Origin of the sequence: Pseudoalteromonas sp. JSTW (assembly GCF_013423925.1) — a bacterium.
Lineage (GTDB): Bacteria > Pseudomonadota > Gammaproteobacteria > Enterobacterales > Alteromonadaceae > Pseudoalteromonas > Pseudoalteromonas lipolytica.
In genome coordinates, this window is record NZ_CP058972.1 from 867,514 (window position 1) to 887,113 (window position 19,600).

The following is a 19,600-nucleotide window of genomic DNA, read 5'->3' on the forward strand; positions in this document are numbered from 1 at the left end:
AGCTTAATTAAGCTACCTAGAGTTTAAGTGAATGCGTTTTTAGGCGAAAATATTATGCTCGTTAGCTCATTATCTTTAGCTCTTACAGTGGCCACTAACTCGTTTTTAGTTATGGCAGACATGCCTTATACACCGATTGATGAAATTAACCTTGCTAAGCCCAATGGCAAGTTAGCAAAAGCTGTTGCGACTACACCTCATGGCTTTTTGATGCATTTAGGTGATATGAAATCTGGCTCTCTTGCATGTACCAATGAACTCTTAACAAGCAATAAACAACTACTTACTTCTCTTTCTTCTCAGCCATTTATTTACACGCCTGGCGACAATGAATGGACCGACTGTGACCGTGCTACGCTAAATCCCCGTTTTGATGAACTTGAGCGATTAAACTACGTTAAAGGATTAATGTATGACGAAGCATACGTTAAAAAAGCGAAGCAGCTCGAGGGCTTTACACAGCAGGCCGATATGCTTGAAAACGCTCGCTGGCAGTTTGACGGAATAGAGTTTCGCACTTTGCATATACCAGGTACGTTTAATGGCCGCTCTCAAATACTAAAAACTGATAAACATGTTGCACTCGATGCGGCCGATACACGAGACAAGCTCAATGTAAATTGGTTAAATCAGGCGTTAGTTAATCAGAGTGCGAAGGCATATGTGTTTGGCTTTCAAGCCGATATCTATCGTTCAACTAAAAAGCAGCCATGCGCTGATTCACGCCGAAGCGACTGCGACGCCTTTAAAGTATATCGAGATGCAATCAATGACTTTGCAAAGCGCACTGATAAGCCGGTGTTGGTAATGCATGGTGATACACCCCCATACTGTCAGCAGCAACTGGCTGATAATTTAACCCGTTTGAATGTACCCGGCGACTTTGAAGTAAGTGATATAGCGAAGGTGAGTTTAGTCGATGGTAATTGGCAAATTAACAGTATGGCGTCAGGGAAGGTATTAACTGTTCAATGTAAGTAAAAAATTAAGTAAAAAAAGAGCGGCTTTATAAGCCGCTCTGGTTTTAAGTTATTAAAACTTTAACTTCACACCCATTTTAAATTGACGACCTAAAACGTCATAGTTACTTGGGAATGTGTTACCTGAGTTTGAGCTTGTATCACCAGCTTCACCACCCACTACAGGTGGCTCTTTTTCAAACATGTTATCAATACCGAATGTAACATTCATGTATTCGGTAACATGATAGCTGGCAAATAAATCGAAGTAATCGTAGCTTTCAATACTTCTGAATTCTTCAAAAACATTAGGTGCTTCGATTGGCTCAACATCAACACCATCTATATGGCGCCATTGTAATGAAACCGTAAAGTCTTCCCAAATCCAGCTAGTACGTTGTACCCAGCGTAATTCAGAAACAGGATCACAGCTTGTGCTGAAATACCCTTTACAGTCAATAATGCGGGCAGTGCTGGAACTTTGTGATTCTTGAGTTAGGTATTTGTTTACATTACCAGAGAACTGCAATTCGCCCATATCATCAAGCAAAATACCAAAATTAAACCCAAGCTCTACACCCTCGGCGCGTTGGTTTTTTAAGTTGGTCGTAAATTGCTCAATACCCGCGCCAGCAATTGTTAAATCACCCCCAATGCGGTTGATTTTTGCACACTCGTTTGCATCGCCAAGTACATAACATGCATCTAGAATTTCCTGAGCTGAGAAGTTACCAATAATATTATCAATATCAATATCGTAGTAATCGAGTGTAATTGTAAAGTTTTCAACTGCACTGAACTCAGGCGTCCAGACAATACCCGCAGTAAATGTTTCTGCTTCTTCAGCACCAGGTGGGTTTAAAGGATCGCTCCCGCTGATAACTTGCACTTGACCAGATATTACATCTTGTACATTACCTACTTGCGCGTCAGTCATGCCAGTTGAAATACAAAGTTGTCTCAACGTTGCATCAATATTAGCGGCATTTGCGACAGAGCAAGGATCTTGTTGTGCATTGTCTAAGCCTGTGACTACAGGTGATGCAATCTCACCAACATTAGGTGCACGTGTTGCTTGTTGTTGCATTACACGAACAAGTACATCACTTACAGGGCGCCAGTTAAAACCGAGCTTCCAAGTTTCGTTACTACCAACAGTGTCATAGTCTGCCCAGCGGAAACCAAATTCAACATCAAGTGTTTCAGCACCAGGTAACCCATCTAACACAGGTAGGTAACCTTCTAAAAATACCTCATCAACTTTAAAGCCACCCGAAATTGGTAGCTGGTTACCACCGGCTCCCCCTTGGCAGCTTGCAGGGGCAAGTTTTAAACATTCATCCGGTTCAAAAAGGCCTTTTTCGCGACGATTTTCGTAACCAAAGCTCATCGAAAGTGGCGCACCTGCACCTGGAATTTCGATAAAATTAATGGCGCCATTAACCGTTGCGGTGAAAATTTCTTGGCTGTATTTTTGCTGTTGCAGGGCGATTGCTTGAGCGTATCCTGCCATTTCTTCAGTGATTGTACCGAAACCACCAAATAAATTGATTGGCACACAGCTAGAATCACCATTTTTACAAGTGACACCATCTGTTGTATCAAGAGCATTTTGAATATTAGTTAGGTTAGTATAGCCGCCACGCACTGTGGTTCTGTTAGATTCACCATATTGGTAGCTAACATCGTATTCCCAGTCATCAAGGAAGAAACCTGTCACACCAGTTACAAGTTGGAATTGCGCACTGTCATAACGTTCTGTTCTTGCGCCAAGTTCTAACGTTCTACGACGAAGTTGAACTTTTAAATAGTCTTCACTATCAACGATACCATTGCCATTGACGTCTTGCCAGTTGCTATCATCTAAGCTTCCAGCTGCCAGAGCTGCTGTTGCTCCGTCAATCATAAATTGTCTAGCTTGGTCACCAATTAGTGGATTAGCAAGCGGTAAGTTGAAGCTTGAACCAAATGTTCCAGATGGTGCGACCTGAGTATCAACACTGGTATTTGTGTAGTTGAAGCTTGAATATACTTTATGCTCATCAGTTAAGTTATATTTAGCAATGGCTGTAGCAGAATAACGCTCTGAAGGTGTTTGGTAGAAGTTATAAGGGTTAAAGTTAAATACACTACAGGTGTCTGGTTGCAATGTTCCGTCATTTCTAAATTGCCCAGAACCTGTTGTACCCGCACCTACAATCGCAAATCTCGTAGGGAATGCTGTTGTTGAACCGCCACTTTCAACAGAGTTTGGACCGCTACAATCTGCTGGTGCTGGAATTGGGGGTTCACCATTGAGGAATTGCTCGTAGTTAGCACCTGTTTTAGTTTCTATACCGAGTAGGCCCAACGGACGGTCACCCAGTAAGATTTGATCACGTTGGCTCCAGCCTAAAGAGAGAACCACATTGCCTTTATCATCTTCTAAATTAGAGCCGATTGTAAGAGCTATGCTGTCTTTATCGCCATCACCATCACCTGTTTCAGAGTGCTTAAAGTCTAAATCAACGCCTTGGAAGTCATCTTTTAAGACTACATTCACAGCACCTGCAATCGCATCTGAGCCGTATACCGCAGAAGCACCACCGGTAATAATGTCAATTCTTTCAATGAGGGCTGTGGGGATTGTTGAGCTATCAACAGACCCATTATAGTTGTATGGAATCATCCGGCGACCATTCATTAACACTAAAGAGCGTTGTGAACCTAAGCCCCTTAAGTTAATGGTTGCTGCACCGCCAGAGCCATTATTTACGTTACTACCGTCTCCAGGGATTGTAGAGGGAAGGGTTCTAAGGATTTGCTCTACTTCAGGTTCTTGTTGATAACCTAGTTCTTTTTCTCCAATTGAAACAATAGGGCTTGCAGAGACCGCACCAGGTTGTCTAATCCGACTACCGGTGACTGATATCACTTCGAGATCTTTTTTTGCTTCAGTTTCTTCTTCGGCTGAACTTGTTGGTGCATACAGTAAAACTGATGACACGAAGCCTGTACTAATTGCTAATCTTATAGCATTAGATAGTTTGCTGGTTAACATTGTTATCTCCCAATAAATTATAGTTGGCTAGAAAACAATGGAATACTGCTGATAGTCCATTCTTAGCAATATCAGCTTAGTATACATATTAGGTAAAAGTAAAAAAATACTTCGTTATTTTGTATATGTTTTTCAAAAATACCAATGCTTTACGAAAAAAAGCGACTTATAAAGCCGCTTTTTTTCGTAAAGTCTCTATTTTTAGCAGTTAGTTTCTTCTGCTTTTACACCTTCTTTAACTTCTTCGCATGCATCTTCTACTGCATTTTGAGCGTCGGTTACTGCCTCATCAATGCGCTCACCAGCTTCTTCTGCTGTGTTGTCTTCACACCCCATAATAAATAAAGCTGAAAATAGGGCGATAGTAGCTGCTTTTAAAGTTGAATTTTTCATAATGAAATTCCTTGTAAATAAATTAGTAAAGTAAATTGCTGTTGGTTTGTTATTACTTAGGTACATTGCCTCTAAGAGCACCTGATATAAGTGAAATAACAAGTAAAACTAAGAATATAAAAAATATGATTTTAGCTATGCCTGCTGCGGCCCCTGCAATACCGCCAAAACCTAACACTGCAGCGATTAGCGCTATAACTAAAAAAGTAACTGTCCAGCGTAACATAATGTTCTCCTTGGTTATTTAATTTCGTTTCGGTTGATTAGACTGAAGCGAGTTCCATACCAAAGTTTTAAAGTCCTTATTTTTCAATTTGTTAGTTTTTTTTCGGTTTTTTTTGTGGCGTGTCGTTTGGTAATTATTACGAGTGATCATGTAACTTATTCATAGTGATAATTTTTCAACTTCTATGCTGAAAGTGGACGCCTGTGAGTATGTTTTCTTGGTAAGACCAATTTAACCTGTATGGCATACAAGTTACCAAACCCCTTGCTTTAGCTGATTTTTACGCTGCTACGTTACACAGTTAACTATTTTTACATATAACTTTTGACTATATTGAGTATTTTTATCGTCTATATTGGGTAGTTAATTGCCGTAATGGCTTGGTGTTAATTAATTGTTTGATGTGTTACCCTGTAATTAATTGGTTTTACCAATTGACAATAAAGCTTTAAAAATAAGTTTTGTTTGTTATTATGAGTGTATAAATATTCGATTTAAGTGTTTTTTTATTCTGAGTAGCGAGGGGAGCAGTATGGATATTGGTGGCTTACTTACAACCGCAGCCAGCTTAATGCTAACGGGTATGGTGGGTGTATTTATCTTTCTCAGTATTTTGATTTCAGCCGTACTGCTGATGTCGAAATTGTTGGGGCGATTTGAAAACTCTGCGAGCTCAGTTCCAGTCCGAACCGCAAAATTACAGCCTCAGCAAGGGGTACCACCGGCACATATTGCAGCTATCAGCGCTGCTATCGCTCAATTTAGAAATAAACAACAATAACGGAGCAGCTTGAACATGGCTAAATTAAAACTAACCGAATTAGTATTGCGTGATGCGCATCAATCTCTCTTAGCAACGCGTATGCGCCTAGATGATATGCTGCCTATTGCCGAAAAGCTTGATCATGCAGGTTATTGGTCTATTGAATCATGGGGGGGAGCTACTTTTGACTCCTGTATCCGTTATTTAGGTGAAGACCCTTGGCAGCGTATCCGTGAGCTAAAGGCGGCAATGCCAAACACTAAACAGCAAATGTTATTACGCGGTCAAAACCTTTTAGGTTATCGCCACTATGCTGATGACGTTGTTGAAAAATTTGTTGAACGCGCCCATAAAAATGGTGTTGATGTATTCCGTATTTTCGATGCGATGAATGATGTACGTAACTTAGAAACGGCGATTAAAGCGGCTGTTAAAGTGGGAGCGCACGCGCAAGGGACTATTTCGTATACGGTAAGCCCTGTTCATACGCTTGATATGTGGTTAAAACTTGCTAAACAATTAGAAGAGCTTGGTTGTCACTCTATTTGTATTAAAGATATGGCGGGTTTATTAAAACCGTATGAGTGTGAGCAACTCATTAAAGGGTTGAAAGAGACAGTTTCAATTCCGATTGCTATGCAATGTCATGCGACTACAGGGCTTAGCACTGCAACATATCAAAAAGCAATTGATGCAGGTATTGATATGCTTGATACCGCAATATCGTCAATGAGTATGACGTATGGCCACAGTGCCACTGAAACAATTGTGTCAATTGTTGAAGGCACAGAGCGCGATACTGAACTCGATTTAAATCAACTTGAAGAAATTGCTGCGTACTTCCGTGATGTTCGCAAAAAGTATGCGGCATTTGAAGGCAGCTTAAAAGGGGTTGATGGTCGAATTTTACTCGCACAAGTGCCTGGCGGCATGTTAACTAACATGGAAAACCAGCTTAAAGAGCAAGGTGCAGCAGATAAATTAGACCAAGTATTACTTGAGATCCCGCGTGTTCGTGAAGACTTAGGGTTCATTCCGCTTGTTACACCCACCTCACAAATAGTAGGAACACAAGCGGTACTTAATGTATTAACTGGTGAGCGTTATAAAACAATCACTAAAGAAACTGCCGGTGTACTTAAAGGTGAATATGGTGCGACACCAGCGCCAATGAATAAAGAGCTGCAAGAACGCGTCCTTGATGGTGCTGAACCGATTACTTGTCGCCCTGCTGATAAACTTGAGCCTGAACTTGAGAAATTAGAAGCCGAGCTTTTAAAAGAAGCCAAAGAGCAAGGCTTAGAGCTTGCTGATGAAGTAATTGATGATGTGCTTACTTATGCATTATTCCCGCAAATTGGCTTGAAGTTTATTAAAAACCGCCATAACCCTGATGCATTTGAAGCAGTTCCAACAGCTGAAACTGCCCAGACTGAAAGTAAACAACCTACGTCAGGCAAAAATGCCGTTAAAGCTGAGCAGTATAGCGTAAAAGTTGATGGGAAAGTTTACGATGTCGTAGTAGCGCAAGGTGGTGAGCTTAAAGAAGTTACTCTTAAAGACAGCGAATTAATTCCACAATCGGCATCAGCGTCAGCGGGTGAAACGCTCAATGCGCCATTGGCGGGTAATATCTTTAAAATTAAGGTAAAGCCGGGCCAAACGGTAAATCAAGGCGATGTGGTTATCATTATGGAAGCAATGAAAATGGAAACCGAAGTCCGTGCTGCACATACAGGCACTGTCGCTGAAATCTTAGTAGCCGAAGGTGACTCAGTTACCACTGGCGATGCTATGATTTCGTTAGCGTAGGGGATAGAAGATGGATGGTCTTTTAAACCTTTGGCATGCAACGGGTATAGCAAACTTTACCTTTCCTGCTTTGATTATGATTGCCGTAGGGTGTTTATTGCTGTATTTGGCAATTGCACGTAATTTTGAGCCGTTGCTGCTTTTACCCATTGGCTTCGGCGCTATTTTGACAAACATTCCAGTTGCTGGGTTATCTGACCCAGGTGGGCTTTTATATTATGTTTATCACATTGGTATCGACTCAGGTGTTTTTCCACTGTTGATCTTTATGGGGGTGGGTGCATTAACAGATTTTAGTGCTTTAATTGCAAACCCTCGCATGTTGTTATTGGGGGCTGCTGCTCAGTTTGGTATTTTTGCAACCTTATTTGGTGCCATTTTACTTAACTTTATTCCAGGTTTTGAGTTTACCCTGCAAGATGCATCCGCTATCGCTATTATCGGTGGTGCAGATGGTCCAACGGCAATATTTTTAGCGTCGAAATTGGCTCCTGATTTATTAGGTGCCATTGCAGTAGCTGCTTATTCGTACATGGCATTGGTTCCTATAATTCAACCGCCCATCATGCGAGCTTTAACAACGCCTGAAGAGCGCCAAATTCAAATGCCACAATTACGTGCTGTGTCGAAAACTGAGAAGATTATTTTCCCGCTTATGGTATTGAGCCTAACTATTTTGTTCTTACCAGCGGCAACCCCTCTTGTTGGCATGTTTTGTTTAGGTAATTTAATGCGAGAGTCTGGTGTTGTTGACCGTTTAAGTAATAGTGCGCAAAACGAGATCATTAACATTACCACTATTTTCTTAGGTCTTGCTGTTGGCTCAAAACTGGCTGCCGATAAGTTCTTAACTGTCGAAACGATAGGTATTTTAGTACTTGGTGCATTGGCTTTTGCCATTGGTACAGCGTCTGGTGTCTTTATGGCAAAAGGCCTCAATAAGATTTCTAAATCACCTATTAACCCGCTAGTAGGGGCTGCTGGAGTGTCAGCCGTTCCAATGGCTGCGCGTGTTGTTAATAAAGTAGGCCTTGAAAGTAACCCGCATAATTTCTTGTTAATGCATGCAATGGGGCCAAATGTTGCAGGGGTACTAGGCAGTGCTGTTGCAGCTGGTATTTTGTTAGCGATTGTAGGTTAATAAATCGATTACACATTTTACTTCCAACCGACTGGCGCAGTAATTTTACTGCGCTTTTTTTTGCCTATAGACTGGTTACATTACCGTCTACATTAGGAAGCCACCATGAATATATTTGTTATCTTACTTTGCTTGTTTATTGCCTTGGTTATTCTGGTGCCGTTACTTGAAAAGTACCATTCAAAACTGGGCCTTGATGGCGCAACTAAATACGCTAAGTACATTTGGCCTCTGGTGATGATCTCAATGGTTATTCAGCTTATTTATTTACTCGTAAGGTAATTTAGGGCCAAGCACAAAAAAGCCGCTACAACGTGCAGCGGCTTTGTCATTATTAATTTTGTCTCGTCCTGAAATGTGTTTACACATTTAGGACTTATTATGACCAAGTCAAATAATACACCGATCAAACGAACACAACGAGATTATTCATTAGGCTTTAAATTACAAGTTGTCGACGCTGTAGAAAAAGGCGATATGACTTATAAACAAGCCCAAAAAATTTATGGCATACAAGGTCGCTCAACTGTGCTTACTTGGTTGAGAAAACACGGTAAGATGGATTGGACTCAATCACCTAAGATGACTATGCCTAAATCACCTAAAGCCAAAGAAAGCCCCGCACAAAAAATCAAGCGTCTCGAACGAGAGCTCGAAGATGAGCACTTACGTAACCTGTTACTCAATGAAGTGGTTAATATTCTTGACGCTGAGCATGGGACAAACCTTAGAAAAAAGTATATTGCCAAGGAGCAAGAAGCCTTCAAAAGCAAAAAATAGTTAGCTTAGAACGTGCTTGCAAGCTGCTTGGGATAACGAGACAAGCAATATATCAACGAGAGAGCAGAGCTAAATTGCGTGCTATTGAACTTGCACCAGTTAAAGCGATGGTATTGGAAATACGACGCTTTATGCCGCGTTTAGGTGGAAGGAAATTATATTTTCTACTGAAACCCAAACTCATAGAGCAAGGTATAAGTTTAGGTCGAGATGCTTTTTTTAGTTACTTAAAAAGTGAACATTTATTGGTTAAACCTAAGCGTAGTTATACAAAAACGACGTTTAGTAAACATTGGATGAAAAAGCATCCTAACTTGCTTAAAGATAGACAACCATCGAGGCCAGAAGAGGTATTTGTAAGTGATATAACCTACGTTCAATCAACGCAAGGTGTTCACTATCTATCGCTGGTAACTGATGCGTATAGTCGCAAAATTATGGGATATGAACTCAGTGATGAAATGAAGGCGACAGATGTGGTTAAGGCATTAGATATGACCATCGCTAATCGTCAGTATCAATGCAGTACGATTCACCATTCAGATAGAGGGTTACAGTATTGCTCACGGGTATATCAAGTAAAGCTTAATGAAAATGGCATTACTCCATCGATGACCGATGGCTATGATTGCTATCAAAATGCATTGGCGGAGCGCATTAATGGCATATTGAAGCAAGAATTCTTACTCTATAAATGCCAAAATCTGAAAGAGCTACGTGAACTCGTCGAAGAATCAATAGTAATATACAATGAAATGAGGCCGCATTTGAGTTTAGGCATGGAAACCCCAAACCAAGTGCATAAAAAAGACCAGGAGCAAAAGCTACTGGCCTTCAATTAAAACCGTCAACGTATTTTAGGACGAGACATTTAGCTTATTTGTTTAAGGCTAATTGCATTTCACGGTTACGCTGTAATTGCGCTAAGAAGTTATCTGCAATAGGTTTAAACTTGGCTAACTCATCACGAGGCAAGGGTTCTGATTTAGGTAGTTTTACCGTTTTAGGGTTACGGTGTACACCATTTACCAAAAACTCATAATGTAAGTGTGGGCCTGTTACACGACCAGTGGCACCGACAGTACCAATTTTTTGGCCTTGCTTCACTTTCTGACCCGTTTTAACCATTTTTTTGTTTAAGTGTAAGTACTTAGTTACATACTGAGTGCCATGGCTAATAAAAACATAGTTACCGTTGTACTTACTGTAGCCTGCCTTAAGTACTTTACCATTACCAGCTGAAACAACCGGTGTGCCAGTGCGCGCGGCATAATCGATACCGTTGTGTGGCTTAACTGTCTTTGTTACAGGGTGTAAACGGCGTGGGTTAAAGCTAGAGCTAATATATTTAAAGTTAACTGGTGCACGCAAGAAGGCTTTTTTCATGCTACGGCCTTCAGGAGTGTAAAAGTTACCATCTGTATGACGAATTGCTGTGTAGCGCTCGCCTTGGTTAATAAATTCTGCGGCAATAATTTTACCGTCGCCAATGTATTCACCATCAACATAATGTGCTTCGTAAATTAAACCGAATTGGTCGCCATTACGAATATCATTGGCAAAATCGACATCCCAACCAAAAATATCAGCAAAGTTCATAATTTGACGTTCGCTAAGGCCTGCGGCAATACCTGATGTCCAAAAGCTGCTATTAATCTCTCCACCGGCTGATTTACTCAGCGTTTCTATCTCTTTACTATCGATAGAGGTGTCGTAGTTACCTTCTTCGTTTAAGGTAACGTATAAGGTATCTGTTTTTGAGATAACATAGCGAAGCTGTGCTAATGAGCCATCTTCTGCGGTTGCAAAGCTTAATACTTCGCCTGGATGAATTTTTGTCAGTTTACGCGTTTCAGCGTTTGTATTGATTAGCTTGTGTAATGTTTGTGCTGAAAAGCCTGCACGTTTAAAAATAAGTGCTAAATTATCGCCATTGCGAACTTCATGGTCGATAAGGTCGTATTCTGGAAGTTTAGCTGCTGCTTGCTCAGAATTTAATTCAGTTAGTTTTTCGTTATCGTCAACTTTAACTTGTAATTCGTAGCGCTTGCCAATCTCAAGTGCATTCGCACTGTTATCCTTTGATGCGGTGGCTTTTTCCGAAGGTAATAATGCTAAGCCAGCAATAGCAGAAACCAAACCGAGAATAAGCAGTTTGTGTTTTTTGGGGAGTTTGTGCACAACGTGAACCATAACGTGCCTTTTTCTGCTGTCAAGAAAATTAATTACTAATATTGCAGGATATACCTAAAATAGAGCAAATACCAGAGTTTTGTAGATTTAAACTGGCGCTATTTTACGCTAGAATTAGTAGGCGCGTTAAACTTTTTTGATTAAATTTGCAGCAGATGCCAAGAGTTAAACTAATTATGCATTAGTTAACTAAAGTACCTTCATTAAAATGCAATAACGCGGTATAAAGAACAATCACGCGCGCTGCCTTCGGGGCTTTTACTTAACACGGTTAAGTTAGCTTTATTTTTGTGCAGTATTTCTGGCGCTAACTAGCTAAATTTTAATGTTTTAGTTCTATTTTAACCCTAATAGGCCACCACGCCCGGTAAGCTGAATTTTTGGAGTAATACACAGTGGATTTACAAACCGCTCTAGCTGAGATAAAACGCGGTGCAGAAGAGATATTAATTGAAGACGAATTAGTTGAAAAATTAAAGTCTGGTAAGAAGTTAAAGATCAAAGCGGGTTTCGATCCAACTGCGCCTGATCTACATTTAGGTCACACAGTACTTATCAATAAAATGAAAACCTTCCAAGACCTAGGTCATGAAGTGATTTTCTTGATTGGTGATTTCACAGGTATGATTGGTGATCCAACGGGTAAAAACGTGACACGTAAACCGTTAACCCGTGATGACGTGCTTGCAAATGCCGAAACATATAAAGAGCAAGTATTTAAGATTCTTGATCCTGCTAAAACAACGGTTGCATTTAACTCTACGTGGATGGAGACATTAGGTGCTGCGGGCATGATCAAACTGGCTGCGCGTCAAACAGTAGCACGTATGCTAGAACGTGATGACTTTAAAAAGCGTTATGCCGGTGGCCAATCTATTGCAATCCACGAATTTTTATATCCACTTGTTCAAGGTTGGGACTCAGTTGCATTAGAAGCAGACGTTGAACTAGGTGGTACTGATCAACGTTTTAATTTACTAATGGGTCGTGAGTTACAAAAAGACGAAGGTCAAAAGCCACAAACAGTGCTAATGATGCCGCTGCTTGAAGGGACTGACGGCGTACAAAAAATGTCTAAATCATTAGGCAACTACATTGGTATTACTGATGAACCAAACGATATGTTTGGTAAAGTGATGTCAATTAGTGATGAGCTAATGTGGCGTTACTATGACTTACTAAGTGCGTTATCTATTGAAGAAATTGCTGCGCTTAAGCAACGCGTTGCAGAGGGTGTTAATCCGCGTGATATTAAGATTGAACTGGCTAAAGAATTAATTGCGCGTTTCCACAGCGCAGATGCAGCCGAAGGTGCACACCAAGATTTTATCAAACGATTCCAAAAAAATGCTTTACCAGATGAAATCCCTGAAGTGACTGTAACCATCGCTGAAGAGTCGGTCTTTATCACTAATTTGCTAAAAGAAGCAAACTTAGTAGCGAGTACGTCTGAAGCAATGCGAATGATCAAGCAAGGCGCAGTTAAAATTAATGGTGAAGAAAAAGTAACAGATACTAAGCTTGAAGTTGCAAAAGGCACCACTGAGATTTACCAAGTAGGTAAACGTAAGTTTGCAAAGATCACGGTTGCTTAATACTTCCATACTAAGCAAAACAAAAAACCAGCTTCGGCTGGTTTTTTTGTCGCAATTAGTTAACGAGCAATAGTGTGGCTATTTCGATTGCAACGATTGATAGCAGCCAGAATGCTTTTGCTTGATTTAAACGGTTTACAAGCACAGGAATATCATCGGCAGTGGGTAATCGTTCGGTGCCCACGCGCATTTTATTGTAACGTTCGCCTTGATAAAGTGCGGGGCCGCCAAGTTGTACGTGTAAGGCTGCTGAGGTCACACTTAATAACCAGCCTGTATTCGTTTGATAAAAATGTCTACCGTAGTATTTAATATAATGAATACTGTGTTTACTGGCATTGGTTGCCGCAATCGTGATGGCAACTAATCGAGTGGGTAGCCACTCAAGGACAAATAACAGCTTTGCGATAGGTTTTAAAAATGGACTATTTGGCTGTTGCTTTTTACGCCATGATTGGTGAATAAGCGTTAATAAACGATAAACGATTGCGCTAATAGGGCCGCCGATTAAATAAAAGAATATAACGGCAAAATAATGCCTCGCACTTTGCAGCACCAATGACTCCATGGTGGCTTTACAGATACCTGGCGATGAAAGTCGTGACACATCACGTGCAACCAAACTCGATAGTAGCTCTTTTGCGATAGCTTTTTGATTTTGTTTTATGAGTCTAGCAATACGCAGCGACTTCTTTTCTTGTAAGCGGCTACTTAGCAGTAAATATAAGATTAAGCCATTCAGTAACTCGGGGTAGAAAGCAAACTCTAAGAACAACACAACGAGAATGACAATCACTAAAACGGTCAAAGTAAAGGCAAGGGTAGAGGCAAGATATTGATAACTCGTGGGGTTTGAACGGTTATATAAACGCTCTCCCAAGGCTGCGAATATAATGCTTAAAAAAGTGTTGGGGTGATACCAGCTAACTAAGGGGGAAAAGCGCTCAGCAAGGAGCGCTATAAAAAATACAATAATGTCCAAATGGGTTTGAACAAAATGTGTAATCACCTTATAAACTCACCGAGGTCAGTTTTTCTAATAGGGCCACAACCATTTTTGATGAATTAATTGATGCTGTTTCAATGTACTCTTCAAATGACTGCGGTGATTCTTTACCCGCTATATCTGACATAGAACGAATAACCACAAATGGAGTTTCAAGTACGTGGCAAGCTTGAGCAATTGCAGCGCCTTCCATTTCTACGGCAAGCATTGTAGGAAATTCAGCACGTGTTTTTTCTATACGTACCGGGTCACACATAAACGAGTCGCCAGTACAAATTAGACCAATCATGGTCTTAACATCACTGATTTGGCTAACGCTTTGTTCTGCAGCTTCAATCAGTTTTGGGTGAGCTGCAAAACCAGCAGGCATTTGTGGTACTTGACCGATTTCGTAACCAAACGCAGTAACATCAACATCGTGGTGACGCACTTCAGATGAAATAACCACATCACCCACATTTAATGACGGTTCAAAGCCACCCGCAGAACCGGTGTTGATCACACAATCAGGTGTAAAGTTATCAATGAGTAACGTGGTCGCTACCGCAGACGCCACTTTACCGATACCAGACTGAACAAGTGTTACTTTATTACCTGCTAATTCGCCTGTGTAGAATGTAAACCCTGCTTTTGTCATCGTGCTTGGGTTTGCCATTGCCTCGCGTAAGATTTTTACTTCTGGCTCCATCGCGCCAATAATACCAACGTGCATAATATTTGATTCCTTAGATTGAATAGGATGATTATACCTAAAAATGTATAAAACAAACAAAAAAGCAGACCCGAAAGTCTGCTTTTGCCACTATTATGACAACTTATATTTCAGCAAGTGCGGTAGAGCTCGTATGAGCTTTTGCTTGAGATGGCGACAATACTGCAGGCTTTGTAACACGGTTGCGTGTTGGTCTTATCGGCGCTGCTGCAGGTTTCCCTAGCTTAAACATAATCGCATCACGGACTTCCCTTGGTTGATAACCCGATTTCACCTTCATACGAATATGAGGAATGCCAGCCGCTTCTAATGCGCCACTAACAAACCAATCTCGCTGTGCTTTATGACCGTCTTTGTTGGTATTATTTACTAAATCAACCGCTGCAACGATTGTTAGCTTTTCTTTATCGATAAGCACATAATCTAATTGCTTACCTTTTGCCTTCGTCATGGCTGCTCGCTTTGCTTTAACAGATAAGCCTTGCTTGCAGTCAATTAAATCGATTAGTTTTACGCGGCTTACAATTTTGTATTGATCGCCAACGGCACGTTCAAGAAGGTTTAAAAAAGCACTTTCAACTTGAGTAAAAACACTTTGTTTACGAGTGAAAGGGTACGGGTTTCCGCCATCATCGCTGAACTTTGACGCAACAACAGAAGCCACTACGACTAAAACTAAAATTGATAATAAAGCGAATTCCATAAGGTAACTCCACAACAACAAATTGACACTGAAATATAAAAGCAATATGTGTGCCTAAGTGTCGGGAGTTACCAAATTATTTAAGCAGTATAACCGCCAGCAACTCCTTTTACGGCAATTGCAACAGCATCATGCGCATGAAGTGATTCGTAGTGGTTGATTTGCAACCAGTAATCGGCATACTCTTGCTCTTCTAACAGCCCTTTGATTTTACGAGCGGCGTCTTCACAGAACATCAGGTTTTGGCCATTTAAACGTGCAAATTCTTGCTCGTCTTCACGTTTAACTGCCGCTTGCACAGGGGTTTTTAATTCACCTTCTAATGCATCTATTAAGCCAACCACATCAAAGCTGGTGAGAGCGTTATCAAGCTTCACTTTCACATTTGCAATTGATCGCTGAGAGTGGGGTGTGGCGACAATCCCTTCTGTTGTGCCCAGCCAGTTTAAAACCATTTGTTTATCAATTTGTTGCTCTGCAAATTTTTCATCAAATGCATGTTGAATTAATTGCCTTGCGAGTGCAGCTGAGCATGGGCAAGTCGATGAGTAAGTGACATCAACCATTAGCTCAAAGCTTAATACACCTTGATTAATTTTGGCTATTAGGTGGATTGGGTAGTTTTTCCAACCCACTTTGCCACTCAACAAAGACTCACGACGCAATGGAAGCTCAAACTTAAATTCAATTTGTGCTTGGTCACTTAAATCATCATGGCTACTAATAAAGGTATCAAGTGCCTGAGCAAGTGTTTGTGGGTTCACTTGCTGTTCAGTTGATAAGGTATCGAGTGCTAAAAATAAGCGCGACATGTGAATGCCTTTCGCATCTTCTTTATGTAAATTTACAAATGCGCGTGCTTTAGCAACTACATTTACAGGGGCAATATTGCGAGATTCAAAAATGAAAGGAAGTTCAATTTCGCCCATGCCAACCCAGTCTAATTTTCCTGTTCGTAAGGCGGGAGCCGTATCAGCAATATCTGGCATCGTGGTCTGCATGGTAATACTCATTCTTTGCAATTATTAAAGCGCGGTATTTTACATGAAAAAATATAAAAAACGCGGCGTTGATGAAAAAATTCTGTGTTTATCGCACAATATGAATATTTCATAAGGAATAGTGATAAAATTAGCTATGCTGTTTTTTTTAGATTATGTGCCTAAGCTTTATCTATGATTGATTCTTCTTTGAGTCCGTGGGCTCGCACACTCTCAAGCTTTATATCAAAATACGGTGAATTCAAAACCGCCGCAGCTTGCTATGCCCTGTTATTGGTTATGTCTTTAATATTGTCGTGTATGTTTTACTACGTGGCAGTTGGAACCGTAACCTTAGTTGATGTATTGGCTGTAATGTTTTTTACGGCTGTCGTATCGCCAATTTTAATTTCTGTATTGTTAAATTCTATTCGTCAGTTAGAAGCGTCATACAGTTACTTAGACAGTGCAACCAAACAAGAAAAGCTCTTAAACCAAACGTTAAAAGACAATATTAGTCGCCTTAATGAAGAAATTGACGAACGTAAAATGGCGTTTCATGCCAAGCACCGAGCAATTGAAGAGTTAAGACGAGAAATTGCCGAGCGTAAGAAAACACAACAAGAGTTAGCACAACAGGGCATGTTACTTCGCTCTATTGTCGACTCCTCACCCGATTTATTCTACTACCGTGATAACAATGGTGTGTTCGCTGGGTGTAATAAAATGTTTGAAGAGGTGATTGGTAAAAGTAGCGAAGACCTGATTGGCAAAAGTGTCGAAGAAATTTACCCAAGCGATTATCTACCTGAAGTATTACGCACCGACAAAAAAGTGTCGCAGACTCATCAAGCACTCACTTTAGACGTTGAATACCCTGTAGCAGGGGAGAAACGTTGGTTTGAAATGCGTAAATTGCCGTTTATTAATGAAAAAGGTGAATACATAGGCTTACTTGCGTTCGGTCGTGATATCACCAGCCGTAAAGAAGCTGCTCAAGCGCTAGAGGCAGCCTACAAAGATAAAGGGAAATTCATTGCTACTCTGAGCCATGAATTAAGAACCCCACTTAATGGCATTGTTGGTTTAACCCGCATGCTACTCGATACTGAGCTCGATAAGCAGCAACGAAGCTGGTGTAATACGGTGTTCTCAAGTGCTGAAACGCTGGGTAATATCTTCAATGATATTATAGATTTAGATAAAATTGACCGTGAGCAACTTGATATTGTAGCCGATTCAGTGAATGTTGCAGACTTTATTAATGATGTTGTGAACTTTGCGGGTTTAATTGCTGAACAAAAAGGCCTCGACTTTAATATCAAGCGTAAAGGCACGCTTGATGTGTATGCGTCTTTAGATCCGACCCGCCTTCGCCAAGTTGTTTGGAACCTTATTAATAATGCGGTGAAATTTACCCAGCAAGGTCATGTAGAACTCGAATGCCGCCGTGAAAATCGCCCTGATGGGCCTTGGTTAGTAATGCGAGTGAGTGATACAGGACAAGGGATCCCTCAAGAGCAGCTACACCGTATTTTTGACATGTATTATAAAGCGCCAGATATAAATGGCACCAACGCAATTGGCTCGGGAATTGGTTTAGCCGTAACTAAAGCGTTGGTTAGTGCCATGAAAGGTGAAATACATGTTAGCAGCACAGAGGGCGAGGGCAGTGTATTCGTGGTAGAAATCCCCCTTAAACTTTGTATTGCGCCAACCGAGCAAAGCTATGCAGTTCGCAGCTTAAACATTTTGTTAGTTGAAGATGTGCCATTAAATGCTGAAATAGCAACTAACCTGTTAGAGCAGCGTGGTCACGAAGTTATTTGGGCTGAAACCGGTGAAGATGCGCTGTCGTTTGTTTACACCGAGGATGATTTAGACTTAGTGCTATTAGATATGCAATTACCCGACATTAATGGTGATGAAGTAGCAAGGCAAATTCGTTATGATGAGCATTTTGATAACTTACCGATAGTCGCCCTTACCGCCAACGTAAGAAGCGCCGAAGAGGAGCTCGCAGGTATAAGTATTCAAGGTGCATTAGCAAAACCAATTAACACCACGAAGCTTGATAAAATGCTGGGTGAGCTATTTGATATTAAACAGCAAAAAGTACCTGACTCTGCATCTGTTAAAGCCGCTAAGCCGAAAGATCTTTCCGGTATCAAAGTAGAATTACTCGACATTGAAACCATTGAAGATTTTGTTGGCTCTATGGGGTTAGAGGTGTTTAAACGCAGCGCTGCGTTATTTGCTAAGCTTAACCCGCAGTATCAAACAGAATTAGCCGATGCTCTGGCTATAGACGACAGAGAAGAATATAAATCGGTAGCCCATAAGCTAAAAGGTGCTGCAGGTTCTGTTGGTTTAAACGATGTGCAATTACATGCTAAAAAGATGGAACACGGTGCGCTTGATGAGAGTGCAGAAGAACTGCAAGAGTGGTTAAGTGTTTTAGCAGATAAAATAAATGAAGGGCATGAAGCCCTCCAATTATTTTTACAACAGTTAGAAGATTAGTTCTAATTAGTTGTCAATTTTACCAATGAAGCGGTAGCCTTCACCATGGATGGTGCTGATAAGCTCAGATGTGCTGTTATCGCTTTCAAAGTGTTTTCTAATACGACGAATTGTTACATCAACTGTACGGTCGTTAGCACGTAGCTCGCGGCCAGTCATATGCTTAATAAGTTGCTCACGGCTAAAGATACGGCCAGGAGAATCAAGCATTAAGCGTAACGCACGGTATTCACCTTTAGGCAGACGTTTAGCATCGCCACTTGGTGATGTTAAACAACGGCTGTTTTCATCAAGTTCCCAACCGTTAAATGTAATAACACCATTTGTTTCGATATTAGCTTCTTCGCCACCTAACGCTGTACGAGAGATTAGGTTGCGCGCACGAATCGTTAGTTCGCGAGGGTTGAACGGCTTAGTGATGTAATCATCTGCACCAATTTCAAGACCTAGAATACGGTCAACGTCGTTGTCACGACCTGTTAAGAAAATCAGGCCAACATTGCGTTTTTGACGTAATTCACGAGCTAAGATTAACCCGTTTTTACCTGGTAGGTTGATGTCCATAACTACAAGGTTCACATCATCATTATTTGTAAGCTTGTCATGCATATCATCGCCATCAATGGCTTCAATAACTTTGTAACCTTCAGCTTCAAATAAACTAACGAGGTTTAGTCGAGTTACGTCTTCATCCTCTACGATCAGAATGACTGGCGTTTGCATTGTATATTAACCTTTTCGGAAATTTTATTTACAAAAATTCGGTATTATCAA

At 40.8% G+C, this 19,600-nt stretch carries 17 protein-coding genes; 8 read left to right on the plus strand and 9 right to left on the minus strand.

Annotated features, from left to right (window positions below; translation table 11 throughout):
* Window positions 1-27 precede the first annotated feature (27 nt).
* On the plus strand, window positions 28-981 hold the full coding sequence (locus GZH31_RS04060) for a hypothetical protein (RefSeq protein ID WP_257473677.1): 954 nt from the start codon (window positions 28-30) through the stop codon (window positions 979-981).
* 51 nt (window positions 982-1,032) lie between these two features.
* Here the strand turns inward: GZH31_RS04060 and GZH31_RS04065 are convergent, their stop codons facing one another.
* From GZH31_RS04065 to GZH31_RS04075, 3 genes are all read right to left on the minus strand, one after another.
* Window positions 1,033-3,999, minus strand: coding sequence for a TonB-dependent receptor domain-containing protein (locus GZH31_RS04065; RefSeq protein WP_036970486.1), 2,967 nt, complete (start codon window positions 3,997-3,999; stop codon window positions 1,033-1,035).
* 201 nt (window positions 4,000-4,200) lie between these two features.
* Complete coding sequence (locus GZH31_RS04070) at window positions 4,201-4,392, minus strand: hypothetical protein (protein WP_036970483.1); 192 nt, start codon at window positions 4,390-4,392, stop codon at window positions 4,201-4,203.
* A 52-nt stretch (window positions 4,393-4,444) separates the two neighbouring features.
* Window positions 4,445-4,618: a DUF1328 domain-containing protein gene (locus tag GZH31_RS04075; RefSeq protein WP_036970480.1), complete on the minus strand. Its 174-nt coding sequence runs from the start codon at window positions 4,616-4,618 to the stop codon at window positions 4,445-4,447.
* A 532-nt stretch (window positions 4,619-5,150) separates the two neighbouring features.
* Between GZH31_RS04075 and GZH31_RS04080 the strand changes: the two genes are divergently transcribed.
* From GZH31_RS04080 to GZH31_RS04100, 5 genes are all read left to right on the plus strand, one after another.
* The gene (locus GZH31_RS04080) at window positions 5,151-5,399 is read left to right on the plus strand and encodes an OadG family transporter subunit (protein WP_065978414.1); all 249 of its coding nucleotides are present in this window, start codon (window positions 5,151-5,153) and stop codon (window positions 5,397-5,399) included.
* Between the two features lie 15 nt (window positions 5,400-5,414).
* Complete coding sequence (gene oadA / locus GZH31_RS04085) at window positions 5,415-7,193, plus strand: sodium-extruding oxaloacetate decarboxylase subunit alpha (protein ID WP_036970475.1); 1,779 nt, start codon at window positions 5,415-5,417, stop codon at window positions 7,191-7,193.
* 10 nt (window positions 7,194-7,203) lie between these two features.
* Window positions 7,204-8,334, plus strand: coding sequence for a sodium ion-translocating decarboxylase subunit beta (locus GZH31_RS04090; RefSeq protein WP_036970471.1), 1,131 nt, complete (start codon window positions 7,204-7,206; stop codon window positions 8,332-8,334).
* A gap of 105 nt (window positions 8,335-8,439) precedes the next feature.
* On the plus strand, window positions 8,440-8,616 hold the full coding sequence (locus GZH31_RS04095) for a hypothetical protein (RefSeq protein WP_162898025.1): 177 nt from the start codon (window positions 8,440-8,442) through the stop codon (window positions 8,614-8,616).
* Window positions 8,617-8,715: 99 nt separating this feature from the next.
* Window positions 8,716-9,956, plus strand: a protein-coding gene (locus GZH31_RS04100) for an IS3 family transposase (RefSeq protein WP_374027183.1) whose coding sequence is annotated in 2 segments (ribosomal slippage) — window positions 8,716-9,073 and window positions 9,073-9,956 — 1,242 coding nt in all. Because the reading frame shifts where the segments join, the coding sequence is not laid out codon by codon here.
* Window positions 9,957-9,990: 34 nt separating this feature from the next.
* Here GZH31_RS04100 and GZH31_RS04105 read toward each other — a convergent pair.
* The gene (locus GZH31_RS04105) at window positions 9,991-11,307 is read right to left on the minus strand and encodes a peptidoglycan DD-metalloendopeptidase family protein (RefSeq protein ID WP_036970468.1); all 1,317 of its coding nucleotides are present in this window, start codon (window positions 11,305-11,307) and stop codon (window positions 9,991-9,993) included.
* A 395-nt stretch (window positions 11,308-11,702) separates the two neighbouring features.
* Here GZH31_RS04105 and tyrS point away from each other — a divergent pair, with 395 nt between their 5' ends.
* A complete protein-coding gene (tyrS, locus tag GZH31_RS04110) occupies window positions 11,703-12,902 on the plus strand; it encodes a tyrosine--tRNA ligase (RefSeq protein ID WP_065978412.1) in 1,200 nt (399 codons plus the stop codon).
* Window positions 12,903-12,957: 55 nt separating this feature from the next.
* Here the strand turns inward: tyrS and GZH31_RS04115 are convergent, their stop codons facing one another.
* The 4 genes from GZH31_RS04115 to folE2 all read right to left on the minus strand — a co-directional run bounded on the left by GZH31_RS04115 (window position 12,958) and on the right by folE2 (window position 16,324).
* Window positions 12,958-13,911, minus strand: a complete 954-nt coding sequence (locus GZH31_RS04115) for a regulatory signaling modulator protein AmpE (protein ID WP_180311412.1) — start codon at window positions 13,909-13,911, stop codon at window positions 12,958-12,960.
* A gap of 1 nt (window position 13,912) precedes the next feature.
* The gene (gene mtnN / locus GZH31_RS04120; protein ID WP_065978410.1) at window positions 13,913-14,620 is read right to left on the minus strand and encodes a 5'-methylthioadenosine/S-adenosylhomocysteine nucleosidase; all 708 of its coding nucleotides are present in this window, start codon (window positions 14,618-14,620) and stop codon (window positions 13,913-13,915) included.
* Between the two features lie 103 nt (window positions 14,621-14,723).
* Entirely contained in the window at window positions 14,724-15,323 is a 600-nt protein-coding gene (locus GZH31_RS04125) for a DUF2726 domain-containing protein (protein ID WP_036970456.1), read from the minus strand.
* Window positions 15,324-15,403: 80 nt separating this feature from the next.
* A complete protein-coding gene (folE2, locus tag GZH31_RS04130) occupies window positions 15,404-16,324 on the minus strand; it encodes a GTP cyclohydrolase FolE2 (RefSeq protein WP_075593840.1) in 921 nt (306 codons plus the stop codon).
* A gap of 174 nt (window positions 16,325-16,498) precedes the next feature.
* Between folE2 and arcB the strand changes: the two genes are divergently transcribed.
* Complete coding sequence (gene arcB / locus GZH31_RS04135; RefSeq protein ID WP_075593841.1) at window positions 16,499-18,826, plus strand: aerobic respiration two-component sensor histidine kinase ArcB; 2,328 nt, start codon at window positions 16,499-16,501, stop codon at window positions 18,824-18,826.
* A gap of 6 nt (window positions 18,827-18,832) precedes the next feature.
* Here the strand turns inward: arcB and arcA are convergent, their stop codons facing one another.
* Window positions 18,833-19,549 (minus strand): two-component system response regulator ArcA, encoded by a 717-nt coding sequence (gene arcA, locus GZH31_RS04140; RefSeq protein WP_036970449.1) that lies wholly within the window; start codon window positions 19,547-19,549, stop codon window positions 18,833-18,835.
* Between the last annotated feature and the right edge of the window lie 51 nt (window positions 19,550-19,600).